20 protein-coding genes and 1 pseudogene are annotated in these 24,752 nt (G+C 42.1%); all 21 read right to left on the bottom strand.

Translation table 11 applies throughout. The annotated features are described in order from the left end of the window. Positions 1 to 4: 4 nt before the first annotated feature. Positions 5 to 361 carry a 30S ribosome-binding factor RbfA gene (gene rbfA / locus EKM82_RS00145; RefSeq protein WP_125766307.1) on the bottom strand — a complete coding sequence of 119 codons (357 nt, stop codon included), beginning with the start codon at positions 359 to 361 and terminating at the stop codon, positions 5 to 7. Positions 362 to 378: 17 nt separating this feature from the next. Next, positions 379 to 3,192, bottom strand: coding sequence for a translation initiation factor IF-2 (gene infB, locus EKM82_RS00140; protein WP_449826292.1), 2,814 nt, complete (start codon positions 3,190 to 3,192; stop codon positions 379 to 381). Between the two features lie 63 nt (positions 3,193 to 3,255). Beyond that, positions 3,256 to 3,393, bottom strand: a pseudogene (locus tag EKM82_RS11990) (translation initiation factor IF-2 N-terminal domain-containing protein); the annotation flags it as partial. 16 nt (positions 3,394 to 3,409) lie between these two features. Further along, positions 3,410 to 3,712 carry a YlxQ-related RNA-binding protein gene (locus tag EKM82_RS00135; protein ID WP_125766305.1) on the bottom strand — a complete coding sequence of 101 codons (303 nt, stop codon included), beginning with the start codon at positions 3,710 to 3,712 and terminating at the stop codon, positions 3,410 to 3,412. 8 nt (positions 3,713 to 3,720) lie between these two features. Next, complete coding sequence (gene rnpM / locus EKM82_RS00130; protein ID WP_125766304.1) at positions 3,721 to 4,020, bottom strand: RNase P modulator RnpM; 300 nt, start codon at positions 4,018 to 4,020, stop codon at positions 3,721 to 3,723. A gap of 14 nt (positions 4,021 to 4,034) precedes the next feature. Continuing rightward, entirely contained in the window at positions 4,035 to 5,168 is a 1,134-nt protein-coding gene (gene nusA, locus EKM82_RS00125) for a transcription termination factor NusA (RefSeq protein WP_125766303.1), read from the bottom strand. 17 nt (positions 5,169 to 5,185) lie between these two features. Continuing rightward, positions 5,186 to 5,659 (bottom strand): ribosome maturation factor RimP, encoded by a 474-nt coding sequence (gene rimP, locus EKM82_RS00120; RefSeq protein ID WP_125766302.1) that lies wholly within the window; start codon positions 5,657 to 5,659, stop codon positions 5,186 to 5,188. Positions 5,660 to 6,025: 366 nt separating this feature from the next. Then, entirely contained in the window at positions 6,026 to 6,199 is a 174-nt protein-coding gene (locus EKM82_RS11105; RefSeq protein ID WP_164508009.1) for a hypothetical protein, read from the bottom strand. Positions 6,200 to 6,762: 563 nt separating this feature from the next. Further along, complete coding sequence (locus tag EKM82_RS00115) at positions 6,763 to 11,079, bottom strand: PolC-type DNA polymerase III (RefSeq protein WP_125766655.1); 4,317 nt, start codon at positions 11,077 to 11,079, stop codon at positions 6,763 to 6,765. Between the two features lie 106 nt (positions 11,080 to 11,185). After that, positions 11,186 to 12,904, bottom strand: coding sequence for a proline--tRNA ligase (locus EKM82_RS00110; RefSeq protein ID WP_125766301.1), 1,719 nt, complete (start codon positions 12,902 to 12,904; stop codon positions 11,186 to 11,188). Positions 12,905 to 12,984: 80 nt separating this feature from the next. Continuing rightward, the gene (rseP, locus tag EKM82_RS00105) at positions 12,985 to 14,253 is read right to left on the bottom strand and encodes an RIP metalloprotease RseP (RefSeq protein WP_125766300.1); all 1,269 of its coding nucleotides are present in this window, start codon (positions 14,251 to 14,253) and stop codon (positions 12,985 to 12,987) included. A 46-nt stretch (positions 14,254 to 14,299) separates the two neighbouring features. Further along, positions 14,300 to 15,094, bottom strand: a complete 795-nt coding sequence (locus EKM82_RS00100; RefSeq protein WP_125766299.1) for a phosphatidate cytidylyltransferase — start codon at positions 15,092 to 15,094, stop codon at positions 14,300 to 14,302. Between the two features lie 16 nt (positions 15,095 to 15,110). Then, entirely contained in the window at positions 15,111 to 15,920 is an 810-nt protein-coding gene (locus tag EKM82_RS00095; RefSeq protein WP_125766654.1) for an isoprenyl transferase, read from the bottom strand. Continuing rightward, complete coding sequence (gene frr / locus EKM82_RS00090; protein ID WP_125766298.1) at positions 15,877 to 16,437, bottom strand: ribosome recycling factor; 561 nt, start codon at positions 16,435 to 16,437, stop codon at positions 15,877 to 15,879. Before frr ends, EKM82_RS00095 begins: the two co-directional genes overlap by 44 nt. A gap of 2 nt (positions 16,438 to 16,439) precedes the next feature. Continuing rightward, positions 16,440 to 17,165, bottom strand: a complete 726-nt coding sequence (gene pyrH, locus EKM82_RS00085) for a UMP kinase (protein ID WP_125766297.1) — start codon at positions 17,163 to 17,165, stop codon at positions 16,440 to 16,442. Positions 17,166 to 17,327: 162 nt separating this feature from the next. Further along, complete coding sequence (locus tag EKM82_RS00080; protein ID WP_164508008.1) at positions 17,328 to 18,536, bottom strand: sensor histidine kinase; 1,209 nt, start codon at positions 18,534 to 18,536, stop codon at positions 17,328 to 17,330. Between the two features lies 1 nt (position 18,537). Beyond that, complete coding sequence (locus tag EKM82_RS00075) at positions 18,538 to 19,200, bottom strand: response regulator transcription factor (RefSeq protein ID WP_125766295.1); 663 nt, start codon at positions 19,198 to 19,200, stop codon at positions 18,538 to 18,540. A 92-nt stretch (positions 19,201 to 19,292) separates the two neighbouring features. Continuing rightward, entirely contained in the window at positions 19,293 to 21,815 is a 2,523-nt protein-coding gene (locus EKM82_RS00070) for an ABC transporter permease (RefSeq protein ID WP_125766294.1), read from the bottom strand. Further along, positions 21,815 to 22,489: an ABC transporter ATP-binding protein gene (locus tag EKM82_RS00065; RefSeq protein WP_125766293.1), complete on the bottom strand. Its 675-nt coding sequence runs from the start codon at positions 22,487 to 22,489 to the stop codon at positions 21,815 to 21,817. Before EKM82_RS00065 ends, EKM82_RS00070 begins: the two co-directional genes overlap by 1 nt. 185 nt (positions 22,490 to 22,674) lie before the next feature. Next, positions 22,675 to 23,553, bottom strand: a complete 879-nt coding sequence (gene tsf / locus EKM82_RS00060) for a translation elongation factor Ts (protein WP_125766292.1) — start codon at positions 23,551 to 23,553, stop codon at positions 22,675 to 22,677. Positions 23,554 to 23,837: 284 nt separating this feature from the next. Continuing rightward, positions 23,838 to 24,632 carry a 30S ribosomal protein S2 gene (rpsB, locus tag EKM82_RS00055; protein WP_125648708.1) on the bottom strand — a complete coding sequence of 265 codons (795 nt, stop codon included), beginning with the start codon at positions 24,630 to 24,632 and terminating at the stop codon, positions 23,838 to 23,840. Between the last annotated feature and the right edge of the window lie 120 nt (positions 24,633 to 24,752).

The following is a 24,752-nucleotide window of genomic DNA, read 5'->3' as shown; positions in this document are numbered from 1 at the left end:
GCACTTATTTTTCACGCTCTTGTTGATGCAGCTGATTAATCAACTGATCAATATGTTCGCCATAACGAACTGATTCATCTTGGACAAAGGTTAGATCAGGAATCTTATAGATTTTGATCCGAGCACCAAGTTCGCGGCGAATCAAACCGCTGGCTTTATCCAACCCTGCCTGCGCCTTTTCGGCATCAGAAGCAGCGTTTGATAAGATACTATAATAAATTTTTGCGTGTTGTAAATCACCAGTTAATTCAACGCCAGTAATGGTTACACCCTCAACTCGCGGATCACGAACCCGTTTGAGTAGAATGTCATTAACCTCACGTTGAATTTCTTGTTCAACACGACCAATTCGATGTTTCATTTTAAGTCCCTCCTGCCTTATTTGGCTGGAACTTCCTTCATGACATAAGCTTCAATTTGATCGTCAACTTTAATATCATTATAGTTTTCGATCATGATCCCACATTCGAAGCCTTGGCCGACTTCTTTGGCATCATCCTTGAAGCGTTTCAAGGAAGCTAACTTACCGTCGTAAATAACGATCCCATTACGGATCAAACGTACGCCGGAGTTACGTTGAATGCTACCATTGTTGACATAGCAACCAGCAATTGTGCCTAACTTAGAAACTTTATAAAGTTCCCGGACAGTTAAATCACCAGTAACTTGTTCTTCGTACTCAGGTTCCAACATACCCTTCATCGCATGTTCGATTTCATCAATCGCACGATAGATAACGTTATGCAAGCGAATATCAACATTTTCAGTTTTAGCTTGTGCTTTTGCTTGTGGTGTTGGTCGAACGTTGAAACCAATGATGATGGCATTACTTGCCGAAGCTAAAGTAACATCACTTTCATTAATGGCACCAACGGCTTGGTGAATGATATTAACACGAACACCAGCAACGTCGATCTTTTGCAAGCTACCAGCTAATGCTTCAGCTGAACCTTGAACATCGGCCTTGATGATCACGTCGATTTCCTTAAGTTCGCCCTCTTTCATTGTTTCAAAGAGGTTATCCAAAGTAACGCGATGTGACTTGCTCCGCTCAACTAATTGAGCCCGCTTAGCCCGTTCCTCACCAGCAGCCCGAGCAGACTTTTCATCTTCAAAGACAGCAAAGTGATCAGCAGCATCTGGCACATCATTCAAACCAGTGATTTCCACTGGTTCAGATGGCAAAGCATCTTTGACCCGACGACCATGATCATTGGTCATTACCCGCACACGGCCAAAGGTATTACCAACGACAATTGGATCACCAGTATGCAAAGTCCCTTGTTGAACCAACAATGAAGCCACTGGTCCTTTACCTTTATCCAAACGAGCTTCCAGAACAGTCCCGACAGCTTTTTGACTTGGATTAGCTTTCAATTCAAGAATGTCAGCTTCAAGTAAAATCATTTCCAATAATTCGTCAATGTTAGTGCCCATCTTCGCGGAAATTTCAACGAAAATCGTGTCGCCACCCCATGACTCAGGAATCAATTCATATTCAGTTAATTGTTCCATCACGTGGTTAGGATTAGCACCTGGCTTATCAATCTTGTTAACAGCGACGATAATTGGGGCATTGGCTGCCTTAGCATGGTTGATAGCTTCGATGGTCTGTGGCATCACACCATCGTCAGCGGCAACAACTAACACAACGATATCTGTGACGTCGGCACCACGCGCCCGCATGTTAGTGAAAGCGGCATGTCCTGGCGTATCCAAGAAAGTAATGACCCGATTCTTGAGCTTAACTTGATAAGCACCAATATGCTGAGTAATCCCACCGGCCTCACCAGCAGTGACATGAGAATGGCGTAAACGGTCAAGCAAGGTTGTTTTACCATGGTCAACGTGACCCATGATGGTGACAACTGGTGGCCGTGATTCCAAATGATCTTGGTTGCTATTCTCTTCGTTGAAGATCTTATCAATATCAGATAAATCTTCTTCAACTTTTTGTTGGGCATTGATGCCGTAATCAGTCGCTAATAATTCAATTGTATCCTTATCAAGCGACTGGTTCTGGTTGATCATCACGCCAAGCATGAATAACTTCTTAACAATTTCAGCTGGTTCACGATGCAATAACTTACCTAAGTCTTGCGCGTTCATGCCGTCAGTATAAACCAAGGTTTCTGGCAATGGCCGATCCTTACGTTGTGGCATGACTTTCTTAACTTGGTGACGTTGTTGTGCCCGTTGTTTCCGCTTATTCTTCTTACGGTTATTCGGATTATAACTGCTACCAGGATTATTGTTATTGCCAAAATTACGATCCTGACGTGAAGGCGCATTATGGGTATAAACCTTTTTCTTCTCTTCACGAGATTGATCGTTCTTAGCAGCCGTCGGTTGTGCTTGTGGTGCTGCAGAAGTTGTTGGCTTAGCTGCAGCTGGACGAGCTACTGGCCGACGATTATTGTTGTTGCTGTTATTATTGTTGTTACGATTGTTAGTACTGCCATTCCCATTTGCAGAATGGTTGCTTTTAGCAGCAGTTGAACGTGGTTGCTTAGCTTGTTCAGCCCGCTTCTTAGCAGCTTCAGCCCGTTCTTCACGTTGGCGTTTGATCCGACGTTGCTCATCATCACGCTCTTGCTTGATTGAAGCTTGCGTTTGGGCAGCTTGTTCCTTATATTGTTGCAAATGACGTAATCCAGCATTAGCTGCTGCTGGCCGTGGTGCGCTAACACCAGTCTGATTACGCCGTTGGTTATTATTGTTATTACGATTACGGTCATTGCGACGATTGTTATCATTGCGGGGGCCGTTGTTATTCGTATTATTGCTATTGTTACTATTAAAACGGTTTTGTGGTCGTCCATTATTGTTATTCACATTCGGACGAGTATTGTTGCCTGTGTTCGGGCGATTACCGTTGTTATTAACGCGGTTTGGTCGACTGTCAGTACTACGATTAGTTGACTGATTTTGACCATTCTCGTGGCGAACATTATTTTGATTTTGTGAATTGCGATTTCCGTTAGGACGTTCAGCCTTTTTAGCATCTTGACTGAATTCCCGGCGAATTGAAGTAATCTTGATCTTCGTCTTGCCATCATCATGTGCTTGATGCGCACTTGGCTTACCAGCAGGTTTCGCTGCTGGCTTAGTTGTTGCTGCTTGAGTTGCTGCCGGTTTAGTAACTGGCTTTGCTACTGGCTTGTCAGCGACTGGCTGCTTAGATGTTGCCACAGGTTTAGACGCAGCTGCAGGCTTCTTAGCAGTGCTGGTAGCAGCACCTGACAAATGACCCTTAACTTGACCAACTTGCTGATCATCTAAAGTCGACATGTGGTTCTTCAATTCGATTCCTAAAGCTTTTGCCTCATTAATCACGGATTTACTTGGAATATTAAGTTCCTTCGCTAATTCATATACGCGTGTTTTCCCCATATTTCACACTCCTCAACTACTGCATCAAACTCACCATACCTTTAGCAAATCCGGCATCAGTCACGCCAATAACTTTGCGCGCTTGGCCGATTGCTTGTGATAATTGCTCTGCAGTGAAAATTTCAATCAAGGGAATCTGATAGAAATTTGCTTTGTTTTTAATTCGTTTATTCGTATTTGTTCCAGTATCACTCGCTAAGAAAATTAGCGCTAATTGTTGCTTCTGTGCTGCGGCTACCACAAACTCTTCACCCAAAACTAATTTTTGCGCCCGACGAGCTAAGCCCAATCGTTGCAAAATTTGTTGTTGTGGATTCATTCCTGTGGTCATCCTTGATCACCAAATAATTCTTGACGAGCCTTCTGATGATCAACGTAAGCATAAAGCTCATCATAAAATTCAGCATTGATACTCTGACCAAAAGTCTTGTCGAGCAGATGTTTGGCCTTTGCTTGTTGAACCGCTTCTGGATCAAGGGAAACGTAAGCACCACGACCTGGTTTTTTACCAGTTGGATCGAGACTAATTTCACCATCACTATTACGGACAACGCGGATCAATTCTTTTTTAGGACGCATTTCATTGGTTAAAATATCACGCCGCATGGGAATTTTACGTTTTTTCATTTGTTTCTCACCCACTATTCTTCAGAATCAGTTGTAGTGGTTGCACCATCATTTTGATTATCAGATGAATCTGCGTCAGTCGGATCATTGGCTGTGTCGTCATCATCACTGACAAACTCAACTTCTGATTCTGGTTTAATATCAATCTTAAACCCAGTTAATTTTGCAGCTAAGCGAGCATTTTGACCACGCTTACCAATTGCTAATGACAATTGATAATCTGGTACAATCACCATGCATTCCCGCTTGTCCTGATCGAATTGAACGGCAATCACTTCAGCCGGATTTAACGCATTAGCAATATAGTCAGATGGATCTTCTTCCCACTTGACGATATCCATGTTTTCGCCGTTTAATTCGTTGACGATTGCCTGAACTCGCTGTCCTTTAGGACCAACGCAAGTGCCGACGGGATCGACGTTAGGATTCATTGAACGAACCGCAACTTTCGAACGGTCACCAGCTTCGCGAGCAATTGATACTAGCTCAACGGTGCCATCATAAACTTCAGGAATTTCCTGTTCAAACAAGCGTTTAACGAGCTCAGGATTAGTCCGTGAAACAAAAACTTGTGGGCCCTTAGTGGTGTTTTCAACTTTGCTGACAAAAACTTTGATTTTGTCATGAACTTGATAATCTTCATTAGGAATTTGGTCTTGCTTACTCATGACTGCTTCAATGTCACCTAAGTCAACATAGATGAACTTATTGTCACGCCGCAAAACAGTTCCTTGAATAATTTCATGTTCATATTGGGTATATTCGTTGAAAATCTTAGAGCGCTCTGCTTCACGTAACCGTTGCATAATGACTTGTTTAGCAGTTTGCGCAGAAATTCGACCAAAATTCTTTGGTGTCACTTCGCGTTTGATATCGTCACCAACTTCATAAGCACGATTGATCTTCAAAGCATCAGTTAAACTGATTTCTAAACGATCATCAGCCACTTCATCAACCACTTTTTTAACGGCATAAACATGGATATTGCCAGACTGTTGATCAAATTCCACATCAACGTTCTGAGCTTGGCCATAATTACGCTTGTAAGCTGAAATCAAAGCTGCTTGAATCGCTTCAATGACAACTTCTTTTTTGATGCCTTTCTCTTTTTCCAGTGCGTCTAACGCACCGAGCATTTCTTCGTTCATAATGCGATGTCTCCTTGTTAAAATTCAATCGCTAATCGTGCTTGTGCAATATTTGTCCGCGGAATAACGACATTTTTAACGCGGCCACGATCACGATACTCCAGTTTCAATTCTTGATCTGATAATTCGCGCAGATGGCCCTCAAAGACCTTCCGCTTGTCAATTGCTTGATAAAGGGAAACATGGATATATTGATTGATAGCATTCTGATAGTCCTGCTCATTCTTCAGTGGCCGCTCCGCACCTGGGGACGACACCTCTAAGAAATAAGCTTGAGGGATAGGATCAGGATCTAAGGAATCAAGTTTTTCACTAAGCGCATCACTAACAGTGACACACTCTTCAATATCAATTCCACCTGGTTTATCAATATAAAGCCGCAAGTACCAGCTTTGACCTTCTTTTTGGTATTCAATATCTACTAATTGAAAATGGTTAGCATTGAGAATCGGCATAACGAGCGACCGAACGGTTTCTATGACTGAACTCAAGACTAAACCTCCTTTCAGGAAATCGGTCAATAAAAAGAGTGAGCATCTCTGCTCACTCGAACCAATTCATGAACTTATTATAGCATAGTTTCTGAAAACTGCCAACTACCAAAGAGTGTGAGGAGTTGCGGGAGCGTGCGTAGGATAACTTCAAATATTTTGATGAGCGGTTTTAACCGATCATTGAAATATTTAAGTTAGCCATAGCATGCTGCAGCTCCGAACACGTTTAGTAGAGTGTGAGGGATGACGCGTAGCATAATTTCAAATATTTACATGAGCTGGTACCAACCAGATCGTGTGAATATTTAAATTAGGCCTAGCCATTTGTCGCTCCGAACACGTTTCAACCTCGCAAGTACAAGTTTAGCAAAGTGGTTTAAACAGAATCCGTTCTGACTCCATTCCGGGCTTGCTGGTTGTGGAACGCTGCCGGCATCGATTTGAACCAATTACAAACCAAATTGTTTCAAATACGAGCCTTATACTAAGCGATAAATCGCTAAGTATAATTTGGCGGCTGACAACCACGCCCTCCATTCCGTCCGGAGTTGAGGTGGTTCACTTTAACTTTGTTAGTGCTTAAGACAATTGTAGTGGGATAGATCAATTCGATTCGGATTGTTGTCAAACTAAATAGTAATACACACAAAAGTCTGTCTGACTGTTTCTGATTTCCAGAAAGCGTGTCAAACAGACCTAATTAGTTTGCTTAAATCTTTTTCTAACTAGTGATGCTCAGTTTTGTTTGCTTCACCAGACGTTTGCTGGTGATTAGCGTCTAACTTCATCAATACTGCCTTGATATCATTCATTTCTGAAGTGGTCTAAACAAACTCAAAACGCAGTGGAGGCTGCCGGGTTGTCAGCCGCCAAATTCTTCTTAGTGGCAGGCCACTTAGAAGAAGACCTGTATTGGAGACTTTCGAAGAAAGGCTTCAATCAGTGTCGACAGCGTTCCACAACCCGCCGGCCGCAACGGAGTTGTCCACTACTTTGCCCAAAACCAGTTTAGTTTCAAATCGACGGCCACGGCGTTCCACGCTCTCTAAATCGCTAGGCCCCTGTCGTTACTGACTAAGGAACGACCAAAATTAAATTGATTAGAACAACGATAATTGATTCTGATCTGGTAAATCGTCAAGCACACCATTCAAAGTCAAATAATCGATCAAGGTCTTCGACACTTTACCACGAGTCGCCAAATCTTCCTTTGACAAGAATGGCCGTTCAGCACGTGCCGCCACAATTTGTTTGGCAACGTTGGCACCTAACCCAGGAATGGCTTTAAATGGTGCCAAAATCGTGTGATCATCAATAATTTGGAAATCATCGGAATCAGACTTCTCAATATCGACCATTTTGATTTCAATCCCACGTTCCAAACATTCATTGGCCAATTCCAAAACGGTTAACAAGTTAGCTTGTTTAACGGCGCGGCCTTTACCCTTTTCATTAATCTCATCAGTCAATTCTTTCATTCGAGCTTTGACGGCTTCTTTACCATGACTCATGGCCACCAAATCATAATCGTCAGCCCGCACACTGAAGTAAGAAGTGTAATAAATGATTGGGAAATAGACTTTGAAATAAGCAATTCGTAAGGCCATTAAAATATAGGCTGTGGCATGGGCCTTCGGGAACATATACTTGATTTTCAAGCAAGAATCAATATACCAATCAGGTACATTCTCATTGGCCCGCAAAGTCTCCTGCCATTCGTCAGGAATTCCGCGCCCCTTACGGACATGTTCCATGATTTGGAAACTTAGCTGCGAATCAACATCCCAATGAATTAAATCCATCATGATGTTATCCCGACAACCAATAACGTCTTTCAGAGTAACCACGCCTTGTTGAATTAATTCTTCGGCGTTGCCTAACCAAACATCGGTCCCATGAGACAAACCAGAAATCTGCAATAATTCCGCGAAAGTACTTGGATGGGTTTCTTCAAGCATGCCCCGAACAAAGGCAGTCCCGAATTCCGGCACGCCTAAGGTACCGGTTTTAGAATTGATTTGTTCTGGCGTGACCCCTAACGCATCAGTGCCCGAGAATAACGACATCACTTGCGGATCATCAGTGGGAATGGTAACCGGATCGACACCGGACAAATCTTGAAGCATCCGGATCATCGTGGGATCATCATGTCCCAGAATATCAAGTTTTAAAATATTATCATGAATCGAATGGAAATCAAAATGGGTCGTTTTCCAAGCGGCATCAGTTTTATTGGCCGGGAATTGAATCGGCGTGAAATCATAAATGTCCATATCATCAGGCACAACAATAATGCCGGCCGGATGTTGGCCTGTCGTCCGTTTAACCCCCGTCGCACCAGAAGCTAAACGATCAAGCTCGGCCCCGCGGAAATGACGGTCGTTGACTTCTTCATAATGTTTCACGTAACCATAAGCCGTTCGATCAGCCACGGTACCAATTGTACCAGCCCGAAAAACAAACTTCTCACCGAACAAAACCTTAGTATAGTTATGGGCGATTGGCTGATAGTCCCCAGAGAAATTCAGATCAATATCCGGAACCTTGTCCCCTTTGAACCCTAAGAAAGTTTCGAAAGGAATATCATGACCGTCTTTAACTAACTCAGCACCACAATTAGGGCAATTCTTGTCAGGTAAGTCAAAACCAGAACCGTATTCGCCCTTAGTGAAGAATTCGCTGTATTGACATTTGGCACAACGATAATGCGGTGGCAAGGGATTAACCTCAGTGATCCCGGTCATAGTAGCGACGAAGCTGGAACCAACTGAACCCCGGGAACCAACTAAATAGCCGTCTTTACGACTCTTAAACACCAATTTTTGCGCAATTAAATAAATAACTGAGAAACCATTACCAATAATCGATTTCAGTTCCTTTTCAACCCGGTCTTTAACCAGCTGTGGTAAAGGATTGCCGTACAGACTATAGGCCTTATTCATTGCCAAGGAGCGAATTTCTTCTTCGGCCCCAGGCATGTGGGGGGTATAAAGTTTGTCTTTCACTGGCGTAATGTTGCCATCAACGGTATCAGCAATTTTATTACTATTGGTGATGACCACTTCTTTAGCCTTATCAGCACCTAAGTAAGCAAAATCTTCAAGCATTTCGGCTGTGGACCGGAAATGGACGTCTGGTAATAATTGACGACTCAACGGATTACTTTTATCAGCACGAATTAAAATTTCCCGATAAATTGCATCGTGAGGATCAAGATAATGCACATCCCCAGTAGCCACCACCGGCTTATTCAGATCTTCGCCCAGCTTGACGATATTTTTAATAATATCTTCCAAAGCGGCGTCATCATTAATTAATTCTTTCTGAATCAAGGGCTGATAAACGGCTTTCGGCATAATCTCCAAATAATCGTAGTAGTTAGCCTTCTGACGCGCTTCTTCGTAACCCTTCTGCATCATGCTAGTGAAAACCTCACCAGAATCACAAGCGGAACCAACAATAATGCCTTCGCGATATTCATTCAGTAACGACTTAGGTACCCGCGCTACTCGGTAGAAATACTTGACCATTGAATCGGAAATGATTTTAAATAAATTCTTTAAGCCAGGCTGCGTTTGGGCAATTAAAATTGCATGATGAGGCCGCGACAAACGATAAGCTGAGCCATCACCGACATGATCGTTTAACTGATTAATATTGGTGGTCCCAAATTTGTCTTCTAATTCTTTCAGCAGCGCATAATACAACAGACCAGTTGCTTCAGCATCGGCATCAGCCCGATGATGATGTTCCAAGACAATGTTGTAGCGTTTCGCTAAAGTATCCAATTTATGATTGGCATTTTCCGGATGGAGCGTTCGCGACATTTCCAAGGTATCAATAATCGGATTATGCACTGAAGAACGACCTAAGCGGCTTAAGGCAGCATTCATGAAGCCAATATCGAAGGTGACATTATGCCCAACAACCACATCATCACCCACAAAATCCATAAATTCTTTAATGGTGGTCGCTTCATCTTCACCGCTCTGGACCATTTCATCAGTAATATTGGTCAAGTTGATTGTGGTTGCTGATAAGGGATGACCCGGATTAATAAACCGATCATACCGTTCCAGCACTTGTCCCTCTTTCATTTTGACGGCACCGATTTCAATCACGGTATCGTAAACAGCTGACAATCCAGTTGTCTCCACATCAAAAACCACATATTCGCCGCCATCGGCAACTTCATCGCGCAAATTGTAAGCAATGTTGTTACCATCATCAACTAAATTGACCTCAACACCATAAAGCATTTTAAGACCTGCTTTTTGGCTGGCTGCATGGGCATCAGGAAATGATTGGGCACCAACATGATCAGTTAGGGCAATCGCAGTTTGGCCCCACGATTTAGCTCGTTTCACAAAATCGCCAATACTGTTGGTGGCGTCCATTTGACTCATATTGGTGTGCAAATGCAGTTCGACCCGCTTTTGTTCGCCTTGGTAAGTTTCTGCAGGCTCAGGATGATGAAATTCTTCCATTTCATTAGCATTTAAAACTAATTCATGGGTAAATTGGTCGTTTTGGACACTACCTTGGGCCCGCACCCAAATACCTTTTTGGAACAACTCAAAAACCGCCGCGTCATCCCCACGTTTACGTGAGAAAACCTTAATCATAATTGAAGACGTATAGTCGGTGATTTCCAAAGTTAACAACGAACGGCCCGAATTAAAAGTCCGAATTTCACTATTAAAGACATAGCCTTGGACATAAACTGATCGTTCCTCTTGATCAATTTGGTCTAAAGTAATCAACGGTGATTTCGGATTTACCCCGCCACCCAGCACTGCTTCTGTTGGTGCATCACCTTGACTTGCTTGCGCCTGTTGTTGCTGTTTCTTTTCGGCAATCACCGTGGCCGCTTTTTTGGCAATTTCTTGGTCGCGTTTGGCGCGTTTGGCTTTTAAATCATCAATTTTTTCTTGCACATTTGAATCATCCAGCTCAATCTTAAAATTCATCGCCGGAAAACCGATTCGTTCAAACGACTCCTGAATTGGTCCTAAGGCCTGTTTCTCAACAAAACTCTTCACAATTTCATTATCCACATTGAGAATTAAGCGTTGATCAACTAATTCGGGCACTTGATTCTGACAAACTTCATTGATCATTGGTGATTTGATACCGGTTTGACTGAGCACATAGACCCAGTAATCATTGATCAATTGTTGGGTGACTTGTGGCTTGGTAACTTTGAGCTGCACTTCCACGGTGGCAATGTCAGTGAAAGTCGTGGTTAATTGCTGTAGGAATTGTTGAAAGACATCATAGGGAAGAATTTGGGCCAACTCCAAAGCAAAGGTCCACCGTTTCGAAGCTTCATGAACCGTCAGTTGTTGTAAGACGCCATTTGCAAAGAAATGTTGCTGTTCCTCAGGCCACTTAATCTGTTCTAAAAGCGTCGCCATTAAATCTGTTTCTGCCAAATGATTTACTCCTTTACTACTAAAAACCCATTTCCAGCTAAAAAAGTGAGTTTGGACGAAAAAACTGGTCCAAACTCAAGAGTTAAAACTATGCTTCTGTTTTTGCCAAGAGGATTTGAATCACGTTCACTAAATCTTCTTTTTTCACTTCAAGTTTCTCACCAGTTGCCCGTAATTGCACTTCAACAATACCATCAGCAGCTTTCTTACCGACAGTAATCCGCAATGGCAAGCCAATCAAGTCGCTATCAGCAAACTTCACACCTGCACGTTCATTACGATCATCAGTCAAATAAGTATAGCCAGCATCACGAAGCACTGTTTCTAGTTCAGCTGTTAAATCAAGTTGTTCTTGCTTCTTGACATTGACCGGAATTAAATGAACATCAAATGGTGCCACACTGCGAGGCCAAATAATCCCATGGTCATCAGAATGTTGTTCAATAATTGCTGAAAGTAACCGCGAAACACCAATCCCGTAACAGCCCATGATCAATGGTTGTTCACGACCATTTTCATCTAGGAAAGTTGCTTGGAACGCCTTAGTATAGCGCGTACCCAACTTAAAGATATGGCCAATTTCGATCCCGCGAGTGAAGTGTAAACGACTCTTGCCATCTAAGGCTAAATCACCTTCACGTACAACTCGTAAATCAGTCACTTGATCAGCAGGCACTTCAAAATCACGACCAGGATTAACATTTAAGAAATGATGTTCAGCTTCGTTGGCACCGGTGACAGCATTCGTTAACTTAGTGACCGTCTCATCAGCTACTAAACGAATTTTATCATTGATTTTAACGGGTCCGACTGAACCAACTGGCGCGTTTAACCATTCCTTCACTTCAGCTTCAGAAGCTAAAGCTAATTCGTCAGCTTGCAAGAAGTTCTTGAGTTTCACATCATTGATTTCATAATCGCCACGGATCAAAGCCAAAACAGGTTCGCCATCAGCCATGAACAGCACACTCTTGATCAATTTCTGTGGTGCAACGCTTAAGAAATTAGCTACATCTTCAATACTACCAACATTTGGCGTGGCAACTTTCGTTAGTTCAGCAGCTTGTTCTTGAACAGGAATGTAGTCATCCTGATTCTTGGCCATTTCCAAGTTAGCAGCATAGGCATTATTGTCGCTATAAGCAATGGTATCTTCACCAATTTCAGCAATTGCGGAGAATTCACGGGAATCGTTACCACCCATGGCCCCAGCATCACCAATAATCATGCGGTAGTTTAAACCGACCCGATCAAAAATCGCCCGATAAGCGGCCTCTTGTTTATTGAAAATATCGTCTAATTGTTCAGCATTAGCCGAGAATGAATAAGCGTCGTACATAATGAATTCACGACCACGTAACAAACCATAACGAGGACGATCTTCATCACGGAACTTCGTCTTCATTTGGTATAAGGTTAAGGGCAATTTCTTGTATGAACGAATTTCATGACGCACTAAATCAGTGACCGTTTCCTCGTGAGTTGGTCCTAAGACGAAATCACGATCATGCCGGTCCTTTAATTTGAATAAGTTTTCGCCATAAGTTGCATAGCGACCACTTTCGCGCCACAAGTCAGCCGGAATGATTTCTGGTAAGGAAACTTCAACGGCTCCAGTTTCATTGATTGTCTCGCGGATGATACCTTCAATTTTTTGTAAAACACGAACTGCTAAAGGTAAATATGAATAAATACCAGCTGAAGTTTGACGAATATAACCAGCACGTAGCATTAATTGATGACTGCGCGCCTCCGCATCAGCAGGATTTTCTTTTAAAGTTGGGATAAACATTTGTGATTGTTTCATACTGAATAATTCCTCCAAATAAGTCAAACTGACCCAAATACTATGTACAGTAGCAGCGTGCCTACTGTGATAAAACTCGATTACTTAATAAAATAACGGACAATATCGTTCCAAGTAACGGCAACCATTAACAGCACTAAAAAGCCAGCGCCAATTAAAGTCACAATTCCTTCCTTGTCAGCTGGAATTGGCTTACGCCGAATGACTTCAATCAAGTTTAATAAGATCTTGCCGCCATCTAAGCCGGGAATCGGCACTAAGTTAACTAAGCCCAAGTTAACTGACAACATAGCTAAGAACCAGACGATATTAGTAAAGCCAGCCCCAACCACTTGAGAAGTACTCTTGAAAATTCCCACTGGGCCAGACAGCTTATTCAAGCTAAAGCCGCCAGTGAAAAATGACCCCAAGACTTTTAAAATTTGACTTCCCATTGACCAAGTAGCGGTAAAACCATACTTCACTTTGCCGATAATTGAATGATCAACTTTCGTCATAATGCCAATCTGACCGTAAGATTTACCGGATTCTTTGACCGCCTTAGGTGTGAGACTGGTCGTTAATTGTCGTTGACCACGCTTGATCGTAACCTTAACTTCTTGCTTGGGCTTTGACTGAATAGCACTGACTAAACTGTTCCAGTCAGGTGTCTTAGTTTGATCAACTTTAATAATTTGATCATTAGGACGAATACCGGCAGTCGCAGCAACGGAATTAGGTTCGATGGCGCCAATTTGATTGCTGGTACTTGGCACCCCACCCTGTAAGAATGCGACCAACATGAAACCTAAGATTGCCAACATAAAGTTGTTAAAAGGACCGGCAAAATTAGTTAAGATCCGTCGACCAACTGTGGCTGATTGAAATTGCACATCACGCGGGGCAATTTGTACTTCAGTCCCATCACGTTCCACAATTAGCGCGTCATGATCCACTTGATAATGACGGGGTTGATCAGGATCAGCATTTTCATTACCAGAAATAGTCAATTGGTCAACTAAATCAGCTTCACCAATTTGTAAAGGAATTCCTGACAAATTGCCGCTACCTTCACTAATATCAATCCGATCCACTAAGCCCTGATCGTTCACTTGAATTGTGCCCATAGTCCCTGGCTCGATGGCCGAGTCATCATCTTCGGCACCAGCCATTCGAACGTAGCCACCAACTGGCAACCAACGAATCGTAAAGGTAGTATGATGGCGCCGCCAACTAACCATTTTCGGGCCAAAGCCAATCGCAAATTCACGAACCAGAATTCCTGATTTGCGCGCCACAAAATAATGACCAAATTCGTGAACTACAACTAATATGCTAAAGATGATTAAAAAAGAAATAACAGTTTTCAAGAAAACACTCCTCAGTCTGTGTAGTTCAACAATTGGTTAGGTGCAATTAAAGTAAGCCGAACCAATGCATCATTGGTAGGACAAACAAAAGACTATCAAAACGATCTAAGATGCCGCCGTGACCTGGTAAAATTTTGCCAGAATCCTTAACGCCATAATACCGCTTATAAGCGGATTCAACCAAGTCACCCATTTGACCAAAGATTGAGAAAATCAAGGTAACTAATAACATTAAGGCATAATTATGATAGCCCACTGGGAAGAAATAGAGATAAATTGCAGCACCAACTAATGCACACAAGGTGCCGGCGATACTGCCTTCCCAAGTCTTATTAGGACTAATTGCGGGCCACAATTTATGCTTACCAATCTTGCGACCGAATGAGTAGGCGCCAATATCAGTGGCCCAAATAACCACCAAAATATAACCTAACAAAGCTAAACCATCAGCAGCGCCACGTACTGCTACTAATGAATGGAAACCATTACCAATATAAACAATTGCTAAGGTGTTAATACCGATATCATCAATATTAGTTCGATTCTTAGTCAACACCGTCACAATCAACAATAACGCAATCGCAATGGCAAAAATATCAAATCGAGTCAAATATTTCGGTAAGTGTTCAAAGGCCCCATCTGGTAAAACTAAGGCAATGATCCCCAAACTTGAAATAAAGAAGTCTGGCGAAATAATGATCCGTTTCCGCATGATGAAAATCTCGGAAAGGCCAATGATTGCCAAAAGGATCGCGGCCACGTCAATCCAAACGCCACCTAGTAAAATAATCGGAATGAAGATAATTAAAGCGACAACCGCCGTAATTACTCGTTGTCTCATGAATATTTCCTGCCTTCTACTTTTTTTCTGTTGTTAAGCCACCGAAACGACGATCGCGGCCTTGAAAAACCGCAATCGCATCGGCTAATTCTTCAGCGCTGAAATCAGGCCAATAAGCATCACTGAAATATAACTCGCTATAGGCTAATTGCCACAGCAAGAAATTCGACAGTCTTAACTCGCCACTGGTCCGAATCAACAAATCTGGATCGGCCAAGGCACCTAAACTTGTCGTCATTAAATGCTGACTAATCGTTTCTTCATTGATTGCATCAGGAGCTAATTCCTGATTAGCCACTTCCCGACCAATTTGTTGGACGGCTGCTGTAATTTCAGCGCGACTACCATAATTAAGCGCAAAATTTAAAATCATGCCATCATTATCGGCAGTATCAGCCATGGCCTGATAAGTTACTTTGCGCGTCTTCTCAGGAAGTTCTTCTAAAAAGCCCATAACGTTAACTTTAACGTTTTCAGCCATTAATTCGGGGATAAAAGTGTTGAAGAAGTCAATCGGTAATTGCATTAAGTAATTCACTTCATCAGTTGGTCGTTTCCAGTTCTCCGTTGAGAAAGCATAAAGTGTTAAGACCTTAACACCCATCCGACTAGCGGCCTTGGTTAAGGTCTTAACATTATCCATTCCGGCTTTATGACCAAAGGCCCGCGGTCGGTGATGCGCCTTGGCCCAACGACCATTGCCATCCATAATAATCGCAATATGTTCTGGAAAATGTCCCTTACTTGTTGTCAAATGATCATCTCCCTGACTTTTTGTGGTCTTAACCTTCAGTAATTTCTTTTGATTTAGTGGCAGCAATTTCATCAATTGCTTTAATTGAAGCATCAGTTACTTTTTGTAATTGATTCTCTAAATCATGTAAGTCATCTTCAGAAATTTCACTATTCTTTTCTTGTTTACGAATGACTTCTAAAGCATCACGGCGAATATTACGCACGGCAATTTTAGCACCTTCAGCATCCTTGCCGACTTCTTTAGCTAATTCTTGACGACGTTCCCCAGTTAGTTGAGGAATCACCAAACGAATCACATCGCCATCATTGGCTGGGTTCAAGCCTAGGTCAGAAGCCAAGATTGCTTTTTCAATATTATCTAATGAAGACTTGTCATAAGGTTTGATCATTAAAACCCGTGGTTCTGGAACATTAATGGCCGCCATTTGGTTCAAAGGCGTTGGTGCGCCATAGTAATCAACACTGATACGATTCAATAAAGAAGCGTTAGCGCGACCAGCCCGAATATTAGCTAGTTCCCGTTTCAGTGCTTCTTCGGATTTCACCATTGTTTCTTTTGCTTTTTCAATTGTCGGATTTGTTGCCATGGTTATTTGCCTCCTTCAATAGTTGTCCCAATGTTTTCGCCTTCAACAACGCGTTTGATGTTACCAGGTTCGTTCATATTGAAGACCACAACCGGAATGTCATTATCCATCGACAAACTGCTTGCCGTTGAATCCATCACATTAAGACCTTTATTAATAATATCTAATTGTGTTAATTGGTCAAACTTAACGGCTTCTGGATCCAATTTAGGATCAGCTGAGTAAACACCATCAACATTGTTCTTCGCCATTAAAATCACATCAGCATCAATTTCGGCAGCCCGTAACGCAGCCGCAGAATCAGTTGAGAAGTAGGGATTACCAGTACCGCCAGCAAAAATAACGACCCGGTTTTTCTCTAAATTACGGATTGCTCGCCGCCGAATGTATGGCTCAGCAACTTGGCGCATTTCAATCGCCGTTTGCACGCGCACTTCCACGCCTAAACTTTCCAAACCATCTTGTAAAGCCAAACCATTCATCACAGTGGCTAACATGCCCATGGAATCAGCTTGAGCGCGATCCATACCCATTTCAGCACCAGTTTCACCACGCCAAATATTACCGCCACCAACGACGATCCCAATTTGAACGCCTAAATCATGAACATCTTTGATTTGCTTTGCAATTGTTTTGATCACTGGTGGATTAATACCGAAACCTTTTTCACCAGCGAGCGCTTCACCACTTAATTTTAATACGATTCGTTTATATTTAACATTTGCCATAATTTTTTAGCCTCCGTAGTCTGCTAAATAACATTCTACCATATGTCATCAAAAATTTTTGAAAAAGTTATGCTGGTTCGACCGATCAAAGACTTAATTAACAAAAAAAGCATCATCGGCGCTGACACACGCCCAATGATGCCAAGAATCTAAATTTTGCGGTTAATGATCAAAGTACTTAATCATAAATTGACTACCAACGCCAAGTTGCGAACGCACCGTCAAATCACCGTGATCTTGTTCAATAATCGTTTTTGCTAAGGCTAACCCAATACCATAATTATTAGTCATGTTGGTTGGCGTCTTGGTTTCATAAAACCGCTCAAATAAATGTTTCAAATCAGCGGCGGCAATGCCACTACCCTGATCAATAATCGCCAACGATTGATAAACTTTGTTCCCTGCATACTGCAATTCAATCGTGGCACCAATTGGTGAATGTTCAATTGAATTCTTCAGAATATTGGCAATCGCTTCAATCTGCCATTTCTCATCCACAAGCACTAATGGTTCAGGACCACTGATTTTGAAATTGATCTCATGCAGATCTGCCAAGACGCTGACTCGCTCAACCGCCTGCGCCACAATCTGGCCCAATTGTCGCGACTGATCATGGAACTCGACCGTGGCCGCATCAAATTTCGATAACTTCAATAAAGCCGCAATCAAAAAATCCAAACTAGTCACTTCACGTTTAATTCGCTGTAAAAAATCAGCCCGCACTGCCAGCGGCATTTCTGGATTATCAAGAATATTGTCGATTAAGATTTCGATTGAAGTAATCGGTGTTTTGATTTGATGGGAAATATCGGCTAAGGACTGCTTCAATTTAAGTTTATCCTGTTGCGAATGATCCGCCGTTTCTCGGAGCAACAACGTCGTCTTATGCAATTGATTTTTCAAAATTGCCAACTCATCTTCATCATAGTCCGCTAACTTAAAGCGATAGTCATGGCGATTAATCGCTGCCACATCGGCGACAATGGCTTGCAAGGCACGATCTTTTTGACGATTATACCGGCAAAAATTAATCAATAATAATATTAACGCTAACCCAACCAAAGCTAAATTCAAGAAGATGAACTGTTGATTAGTTTGTTGCCAACCAAGAATCAAATTATCATGTTGCAAATTAATACCATAGTCACGCAAAGACAAAGTTGCGGTGGACGAGGTTTGATTTAAAATTGTTGCCAAATCATGATTGGAAACTTGCGGATAACGTTGTTTGACCACCGTTAAGACACTGGCAAGTTGTTGATTCATTTGCCGCGTTAATAATTGTTGCTGCCAAAACCAGCTTAAACCCAAGATCAAAATTGTGAGCGCCAAAATTATAGCACTGCGGAATAACATTTTTTTAAATTGCACTCTATGACTCATTTAATTGTTGACTATCGATGCGATAGCCTTGCCCCTTTACTGTGCTAATCAACTGGACGCCAACTTTACTACGAATTCGTTTGAGGTAGACGGTCACCGCATTATCACTAATGTCATTACCAGTCCACTCCCAGACCTTCTCAATAATCTGATTACGCGTGACCACTTGATTACGATGTTGCAGCAACAATTGGAGGATTTTCAATTCCAAACTAGTCAGATTGACCGGCGCATCTGCCACAGTCACCACTAACTTATTTTGGTCAAAGGTGAAAGCCCCAATCTGAATCAGTTGGCGCTCTGGTCGCAAGTATTTACTAACGCGCGCTAACAACTCTCTAGTTGAGAAAGGCTTGGTCATATAATCTTCCGCGCCTAAATTTAGACCGCGAACAATATCATCCTCATCATCTCGAGCTGTTAAAAAAATAGTTGGCAAGTTTTGTGGTTGCAATTGCTGTTGATAAAGATCAAACCCACTGCCATCAGGCAACATCACATCAAGAATCACCAATTGTGGCCGTTGCGTCGTCAAATATTCTCGACTGGCTTGCAAACTCGTACAAACTGCCAGTTGGTATCCTTTTTGTTGAAAGGAATATTGCAGACCTAAAGCAATATTAGGATTATCTTCAACTAATAAAATTGTCATCAGATCCACCTCACTTTATCCCCACATTATACTGATTACGCCAGTAAATTGCAGTAACATTTCGTTCACAATTAATTTAGCCAGCACCTGACCTAAATATTTTCACGGCGGATCGTTTCAATAATATTTTGGCGATTAATTTTATTCAAAGAATAGCGCATGATTAAATAAACTAAGGCAAACACAGCCACAGTCGAAATCAAAATAGCCTTGATTGGTAGTTGAAAACTGACTGGTGTGGCACTATTACCGTTAAATCCGATATAAATCAAGGCGGAACCGACCAGGCCACCAGCAATCCCGATTAAAAGTGATTTCGTACAATAAAATAAAGTTTCTAAATTAATTAATTGATTAAATTCTTTCTTAGTCATGCCAACACTTTTAAGCACGGCAAATTCTCGTTGGCGCAGTTCCATATTAGCGGTGATTGTATTGAAAATATTGGTCACGCCAATCAAGATAATCACTAAAATAAAGCCATACAAAAAGATACTAAACAACAACCGCATTGCGCGCTCTTCTTTCACCTGGGCATCAAAATCTTCAATTGATACCCCGGGAATGATACTTTTGATTTTTGTGCTGGTTGCTGCGTTTTTGGTAGCTTTCAAAACAAGCTGATTAGGCGACCAACTTAGCCCGCTTATTCGCGGATACTTGTCTTGATCCAAGATTAGAACAGTGCCAGAACTGCCCATATAAAGCCAATTAGGCACAGACTTTAAGACACCACCTAATTTAAATTTGACGTGATGCTTTTTACCAGCATGTCTTAAACTAGCAGCAATTTGGTCACCGGCTTGATAATTAAAACTACGCTGGGAATGTCCGGTGCCGGAAGAATCGGACTCATCAAACAATAAACTGCCCGTACTGTTGGCCGGAGTCAATTTCTGTTGCTTGACCAATTCCTGGAAACTAGCATGATCGACGGCAATTAAATCTAAATTTAACTCTTTGGCATCGCCAATACTTTTATTTTTAGTATTAAAATGCTGCCGATTCTGAATCTTTAGCTGATTCATTCTGTCAATGATTGAAATTGCGCGCATTTTTTTGACTGTCGGTAAACTGGCAACATCATTAAGCTGCTCCCGCGAGGTGCCTTGATTGCCAATATCAACAATTAAATTATAATCGTGATTCTGATAGTAGCGGCCAGTAGTGGCAAAAGCGGTGTTAATAAAGGCCGTCATCGCAATAAAAGTCCCAATACTGACAGCAATTGAAGTTACAGTCGTGCGGTATTTTTTGCGACTACGCCGTAAATTCTTATAGGCCATCACACCGCCCATTTTAAAAACACGTTTAACTCGTTTAGGTGTTCGTAACTTTTTGGCCGTCAAAGTGACTGCTTGTCGATTTCGTAATTGGTCGATGGGGCTCACCCGACTTGCTCGACGCGCCGAACTTAACGCTGATAAATAAATCGTCAAAATGCCGAGTACAATTGCAACTACTAAGCCTAACCACGAAAAACTAAAATGAAAACCGCGCGCATCATGAAAAATAATTTGACTCCCCAATGTATTAATCACCTGACCTAAAATGCCGGCCGCAAGCGTGCCTAAAAGCAAACCAGCCGGAATGCCAATGATTCCTAAAAGCAAACTTTCAGCCAGAACTGTCTGCCGGATTTGGCGTTTAGTTGCCCCTACACTAGCTAACATGCCATACATTTTAGTTTTCTCAGTAGTCGCAATAGCAAAGGAATTACGTATACAGAAAATACTGGTCAGCAAAATAATTGCCAATACCACCCCAGAAACCCAGAGAAGGCTTTGGATATTACTATCAGAGAACGCAAAAACTTGCCAGTGCAACAAGCTAGTATTAACGCCATACATATAACGACTCTTCTTTAATTCCTGAACCTGTCGATAAGAAGCTAAGCCAAGAATTTCCGGAATGTCACGGCGATAGTGGCGCGGCTGTTGCAAAATCAAGTAAGCATTGGTTCGATTGACAGCGGCCCTTGCAGTTAAGCCGTAATAATGATAACCGACGGTAGGTTGTTCAATAATTCCAGTAATCTGATAACGCGCCGGTTGGCTTTTAACAACCTGTTCGGCGGGATGGGTGATGCGACCAGTGCCATCTTTATCGCCAGGATCGTCGACGACTTCACCACTAACCGCCTGACCCACTTTAATGTCCAGCCAGTCACCAAGGCGATAATTGGAATCGGCAATTGTTTCTTGACTAACCGCGATTTCGTGATTATTAGCCGCCCATCGACCTTGTAACAAGTGATAGCCAACTTGCTGTGGCTTGGCATCGACGGTGGATAAAATCGCTAAATTAGGCGATTCATCATATTGATCACCATGATGTTTAAATTCGGCCACACCAACATAGCCATAGGTCAAGGGCTTTTTAAAATCTCGATTTTGACTAACTTTCTCCAATTGCCGGTCGGTCAAATTCATTAACTCCAAATGATAATAACCACCGTTTTTAACGGCGCGATCAATCATGGTTTGACGAAAACTAGCGACCATGGTGGCCACCGCCATAATTAAAGCGACTGACAGGGTAATGCCAATAATGGTGCCCCAACTCCGTTTACGATTTAATTGGAAATCTCTTTGGGCCAACTTTTTCAAAATCATTATTTGGCCTCCCGAATGATCCGACCATCCTCAATCTCAATGACCCGATCAGCTTGACGAGCAATTTCCAAATCATGGGTGATCATCACGATGGTTTGTTTATATTCGCGATTGGCCTGCTTCAACAACGCCAAAATTTCCGCACTCGTGGCTGAATCTAAATTGCCAGTTGGTTCGTCAGCCAATAACAATGCTGGTTCGGTAATCAAGGCCCGTCCAATTGACACCCGCTGTTGTTGCCCACCAGATAATTCATTGGGTAAATGTTCGCGACGATTGGTTAGCCCCAGCCTTTTTAACAAAGCAGCCAGTTTTTCAGGATCGGCTTGGCGATTATCTAATTCCAATGGCAAAGTGATATTTTCCGTCACATTTAAGATAGGGATCAAATTGTAGAATTGATAAATCAAGCCTACTTCACGCCGCCGAAAAATCGCCAATTGATCATCACTGAAAGAAAAGATATTTTGACCATCGAGAAAGACAGCGCCCTCAGTTGGCCGGTCCACACCACCGATCAAATGAAGCAGCGTTGATTTGCCACTACCAGAGGCCCCAACAATCGCCACAAACTCACCTTGATCGACCGTAAAAGAAACATCGGCTAAGGCGGTCACCTGTGCACTGCCACTACCATAAACTTTGCTTAACTTGCTAACGCGTAATAATTCCATTTTACCCACTCCTTGACCCAATTACTCCATGCTTAATTTCAGTTTAACAAGTCAAAGTGACAAGTAAGTGACTCCCAGAAAAAGAGTTAAAAAAATACAGTCCGTCCAATAAGGATGACTGTACTTTTCAAGATAAGCTTGCAACTAGTCATTAGCCAGCCACAATTCACCTTTAATAACATTAATTAGTCTTTGATTTGGCTCATAACTTCTTCAGCAAAGTTATCAGCTTGTTTTTCGATACCTTCGCCAACTTCAAAACGAGTGAAGCTAACTAACTTGCCGTTCTTGCTGGCAACATATTTAGCAACTGTTTGGTCAGGATCTTTAACAAATTCTTGGTCAGCCAAGCTGATTTCAGATAAGAATTTGTTTAAGCGGCCTTCAACGATTTTAGCAATAATCTTTTCAGGCTTGCCTTCGTTTTTAGTTTCTTCAGTTAAAACTTCACGTTCGTGATTCAAAACTTCAGCAGGAACGTCTTCACGAGAAACATACTTAGGATTGATAGCAGCAACATGCATTGCTACGTCACGAGCAGTTTCTTCGTCAGCACCTTCGATAACAACCAAAGCAGCAATTTGGCCACCATTGTGTAAGTAAGAACCGAAGTTTTGACTGTTAGTCTTTTCAACTAATTGGAAACGACGTAAGCTGATTTTTTCACCAATAACGGCAGTTAAACCAGTAATCCGTTCAGCAATTGTGCCGTCAGCAATTGGCAATACCAAAGCAGCTTCGTTATCAGCTGGTTTGTTAGCAGCAATTGCATCAGCAATTTCACCAACTAAGGTTGTGAACTTGTCATTGGTTGCAACGAAATCAGTTTCTGAGTTAACTTCGATAATAGCTGCAGTATCACCGCTAACAGCGATTTGTGCTAAACCTTCAGCGGCAACACGATCACTCTTCTTAGCAGCTTTTGCCATACCTTTTTCACGTAAAACATCAATTGCTTTTTCCATGTCACCGTCAGTAGCAACGAGCGCTTTTTTAGCGTCCATCATACCAACACTTGTTTTTTCACGTAATTCTTTAACTTGAGCAGCAGTAATTTTAGCCATGTATAGAACCTCCAAAATTTAAGTTGTGCGGACAACAAACTTTTGGCGTAGGCTAACTTCAATTAATTATTTGAGCGGGGGTAACCGATCGGATAATTAATTAAGTTAGCCATAGCCATTTGTCACCTTGAGCACGATTATATCCAAGCTGCGAAGAACAGCAGTCTTTAAGCTATTCTAAGCATAGATTTTTAAAAACATTATTTTGACAAAGAAAGAGCTTGCACCAAAACCAGGTTTTGATTCAAACTCTTCCGAATGCCAATTAATTCATTGACGGGAAATTATTCAGCGTCGTCAGGAGTTGATTCTTCAACTTGATTTGCAATTTCTTCGATTGATTCGTCGCCAGCTTTAGCTGCTGGTTCTGGTTGTGCTTCGTCAGCGCCTTGGTCTTCACCTTGACGGCCTTCGATAACAGCATCAGCCATTTTAGCAGTGATCAAACGTACGGCACGAATAGCATCATCGTTTGAAGGGATGATAACATCGATATCATCAGGATCAGTGTTAGTATCAACCATTGCAACGATTGGAATGTTCAGCTTTTGAGCTTCTTTAACAGCAATCCGTTCCTTGCGAGGGTCAACGATGAACATCACATCAGGAATCCGAGGCATATCTTCGATACCGCCTAAGAATTTCTCAAGTTTTTCTTGTTCCTTACGTAAGAGGGAAACTTCTTTCTTTGGTAAAAGATCGAAAGTACCGTCTTCGCTCATCTTTTTGATATCTTTCAAATGTTTGATTCGGCTTTGGATGGTATTCCAGTTAGTTAAAGTACCACCTAACCAACGATGGTTAACGTAAAATTGACCAGCGCGAGTTGCTTCTTCAGCGATTGCTTCTTGTGCTTGTTTCTTAGTACCAACAAACAAGAAAACACCACCGTCAGCGGCAACAGCCTTGACAAAGTTATAAGCGTCATCAACCATTTTTACAGTCTTTTGTAAGTCGATAATATAGATACCGTTACGTTCTGTAAAAATGTATGGCTTCATCTTTGGATTCCAACGACGAGTTTGGTGACCAAAGTGAACCCCTGCTTCTAGTAATTGCTTCATTGATAATACTGCCATGATAAAGCCTCCTAATGTTTTATTCCGCCACTTAGCTCGCTTTATTCGCCAACCAGGGCAGCCCGGCAACTAGCGAATAATCACTAAGTGTGTGAATTTGGTGCTACAACACCATTTATG

Origin of the sequence: Lapidilactobacillus wuchangensis (assembly GCF_003946645.1) — a bacterium.
Lineage (GTDB): Bacteria > Bacillota > Bacilli > Lactobacillales > Lactobacillaceae > Lapidilactobacillus > Lapidilactobacillus wuchangensis.
This window is presented reverse-complemented; position numbering and strand designations above follow the sequence as displayed.

Bases quoted from the DNA above. Each gene is read 5' to 3' on its own strand.
- rbfA (WP_125766307.1), bottom strand. From the start codon at position 361: ATGAAACATCGAATTGGTCGTGTTGAACAAGAAATTCAACGTGAGGTT.
- EKM82_RS00135 (WP_125766305.1), bottom strand. From the start codon at position 3,712: ATGAATCCACAACAACAAATTTTGCAACGATTGGGCTTAGCTCGTCGG.
- rnpM (WP_125766304.1), bottom strand. From the start codon at position 4,020: ATGAAAAAACGTAAAATTCCCATGCGGCGTGATATTTTAACCAATGAA.
- nusA (WP_125766303.1), bottom strand. From the start codon at position 5,168: ATGAACGAAGAAATGCTCGGTGCGTTAGACGCACTGGAAAAAGAGAAA.
- EKM82_RS11105 (WP_164508009.1), bottom strand. From the start codon at position 6,199: ATGGAGGGCGTGGTTGTCAGCCGCCAAATTATACTTAGCGATTTATCG.
- EKM82_RS00115 (WP_125766655.1), bottom strand. From the start codon at position 11,079: ATGGCGACGCTTTTAGAACAGATTAAGTGGCCTGAGGAACAGCAACAT.
- EKM82_RS00110 (WP_125766301.1), bottom strand. From the start codon at position 12,904: ATGAAACAATCACAAATGTTTATCCCAACTTTAAAAGAAAATCCTGCT.
- EKM82_RS00100 (WP_125766299.1), bottom strand. From the start codon at position 15,094: ATGAGACAACGAGTAATTACGGCGGTTGTCGCTTTAATTATCTTCATT.
- EKM82_RS00095 (WP_125766654.1), bottom strand. From the start codon at position 15,920: ATGAAATTGCTGCCACTAAATCAAAAGAAATTACTGAAGGTTAAGACC.
- frr (WP_125766298.1), bottom strand. From the start codon at position 16,437: ATGGCAACAAATCCGACAATTGAAAAAGCAAAAGAAACAATGGTGAAA.
- pyrH (WP_125766297.1), bottom strand. From the start codon at position 17,165: ATGGCAAATGTTAAATATAAACGAATCGTATTAAAATTAAGTGGTGAA.
- EKM82_RS00075 (WP_125766295.1), bottom strand. From the start codon at position 19,200: ATGACAATTTTATTAGTTGAAGATAATCCTAATATTGCTTTAGGTCTG.
- EKM82_RS00070 (WP_125766294.1), bottom strand. From the start codon at position 21,815: ATGATTTTGAAAAAGTTGGCCCAAAGAGATTTCCAATTAAATCGTAAA.
- EKM82_RS00065 (WP_125766293.1), bottom strand. From the start codon at position 22,489: ATGGAATTATTACGCGTTAGCAAGTTAAGCAAAGTTTATGGTAGTGGC.
- tsf (WP_125766292.1), bottom strand. From the start codon at position 23,553: ATGGCTAAAATTACTGCTGCTCAAGTTAAAGAATTACGTGAAAAAACA.
- rpsB (WP_125648708.1), bottom strand. From the start codon at position 24,632: ATGGCAGTATTATCAATGAAGCAATTACTAGAAGCAGGGGTTCACTTT.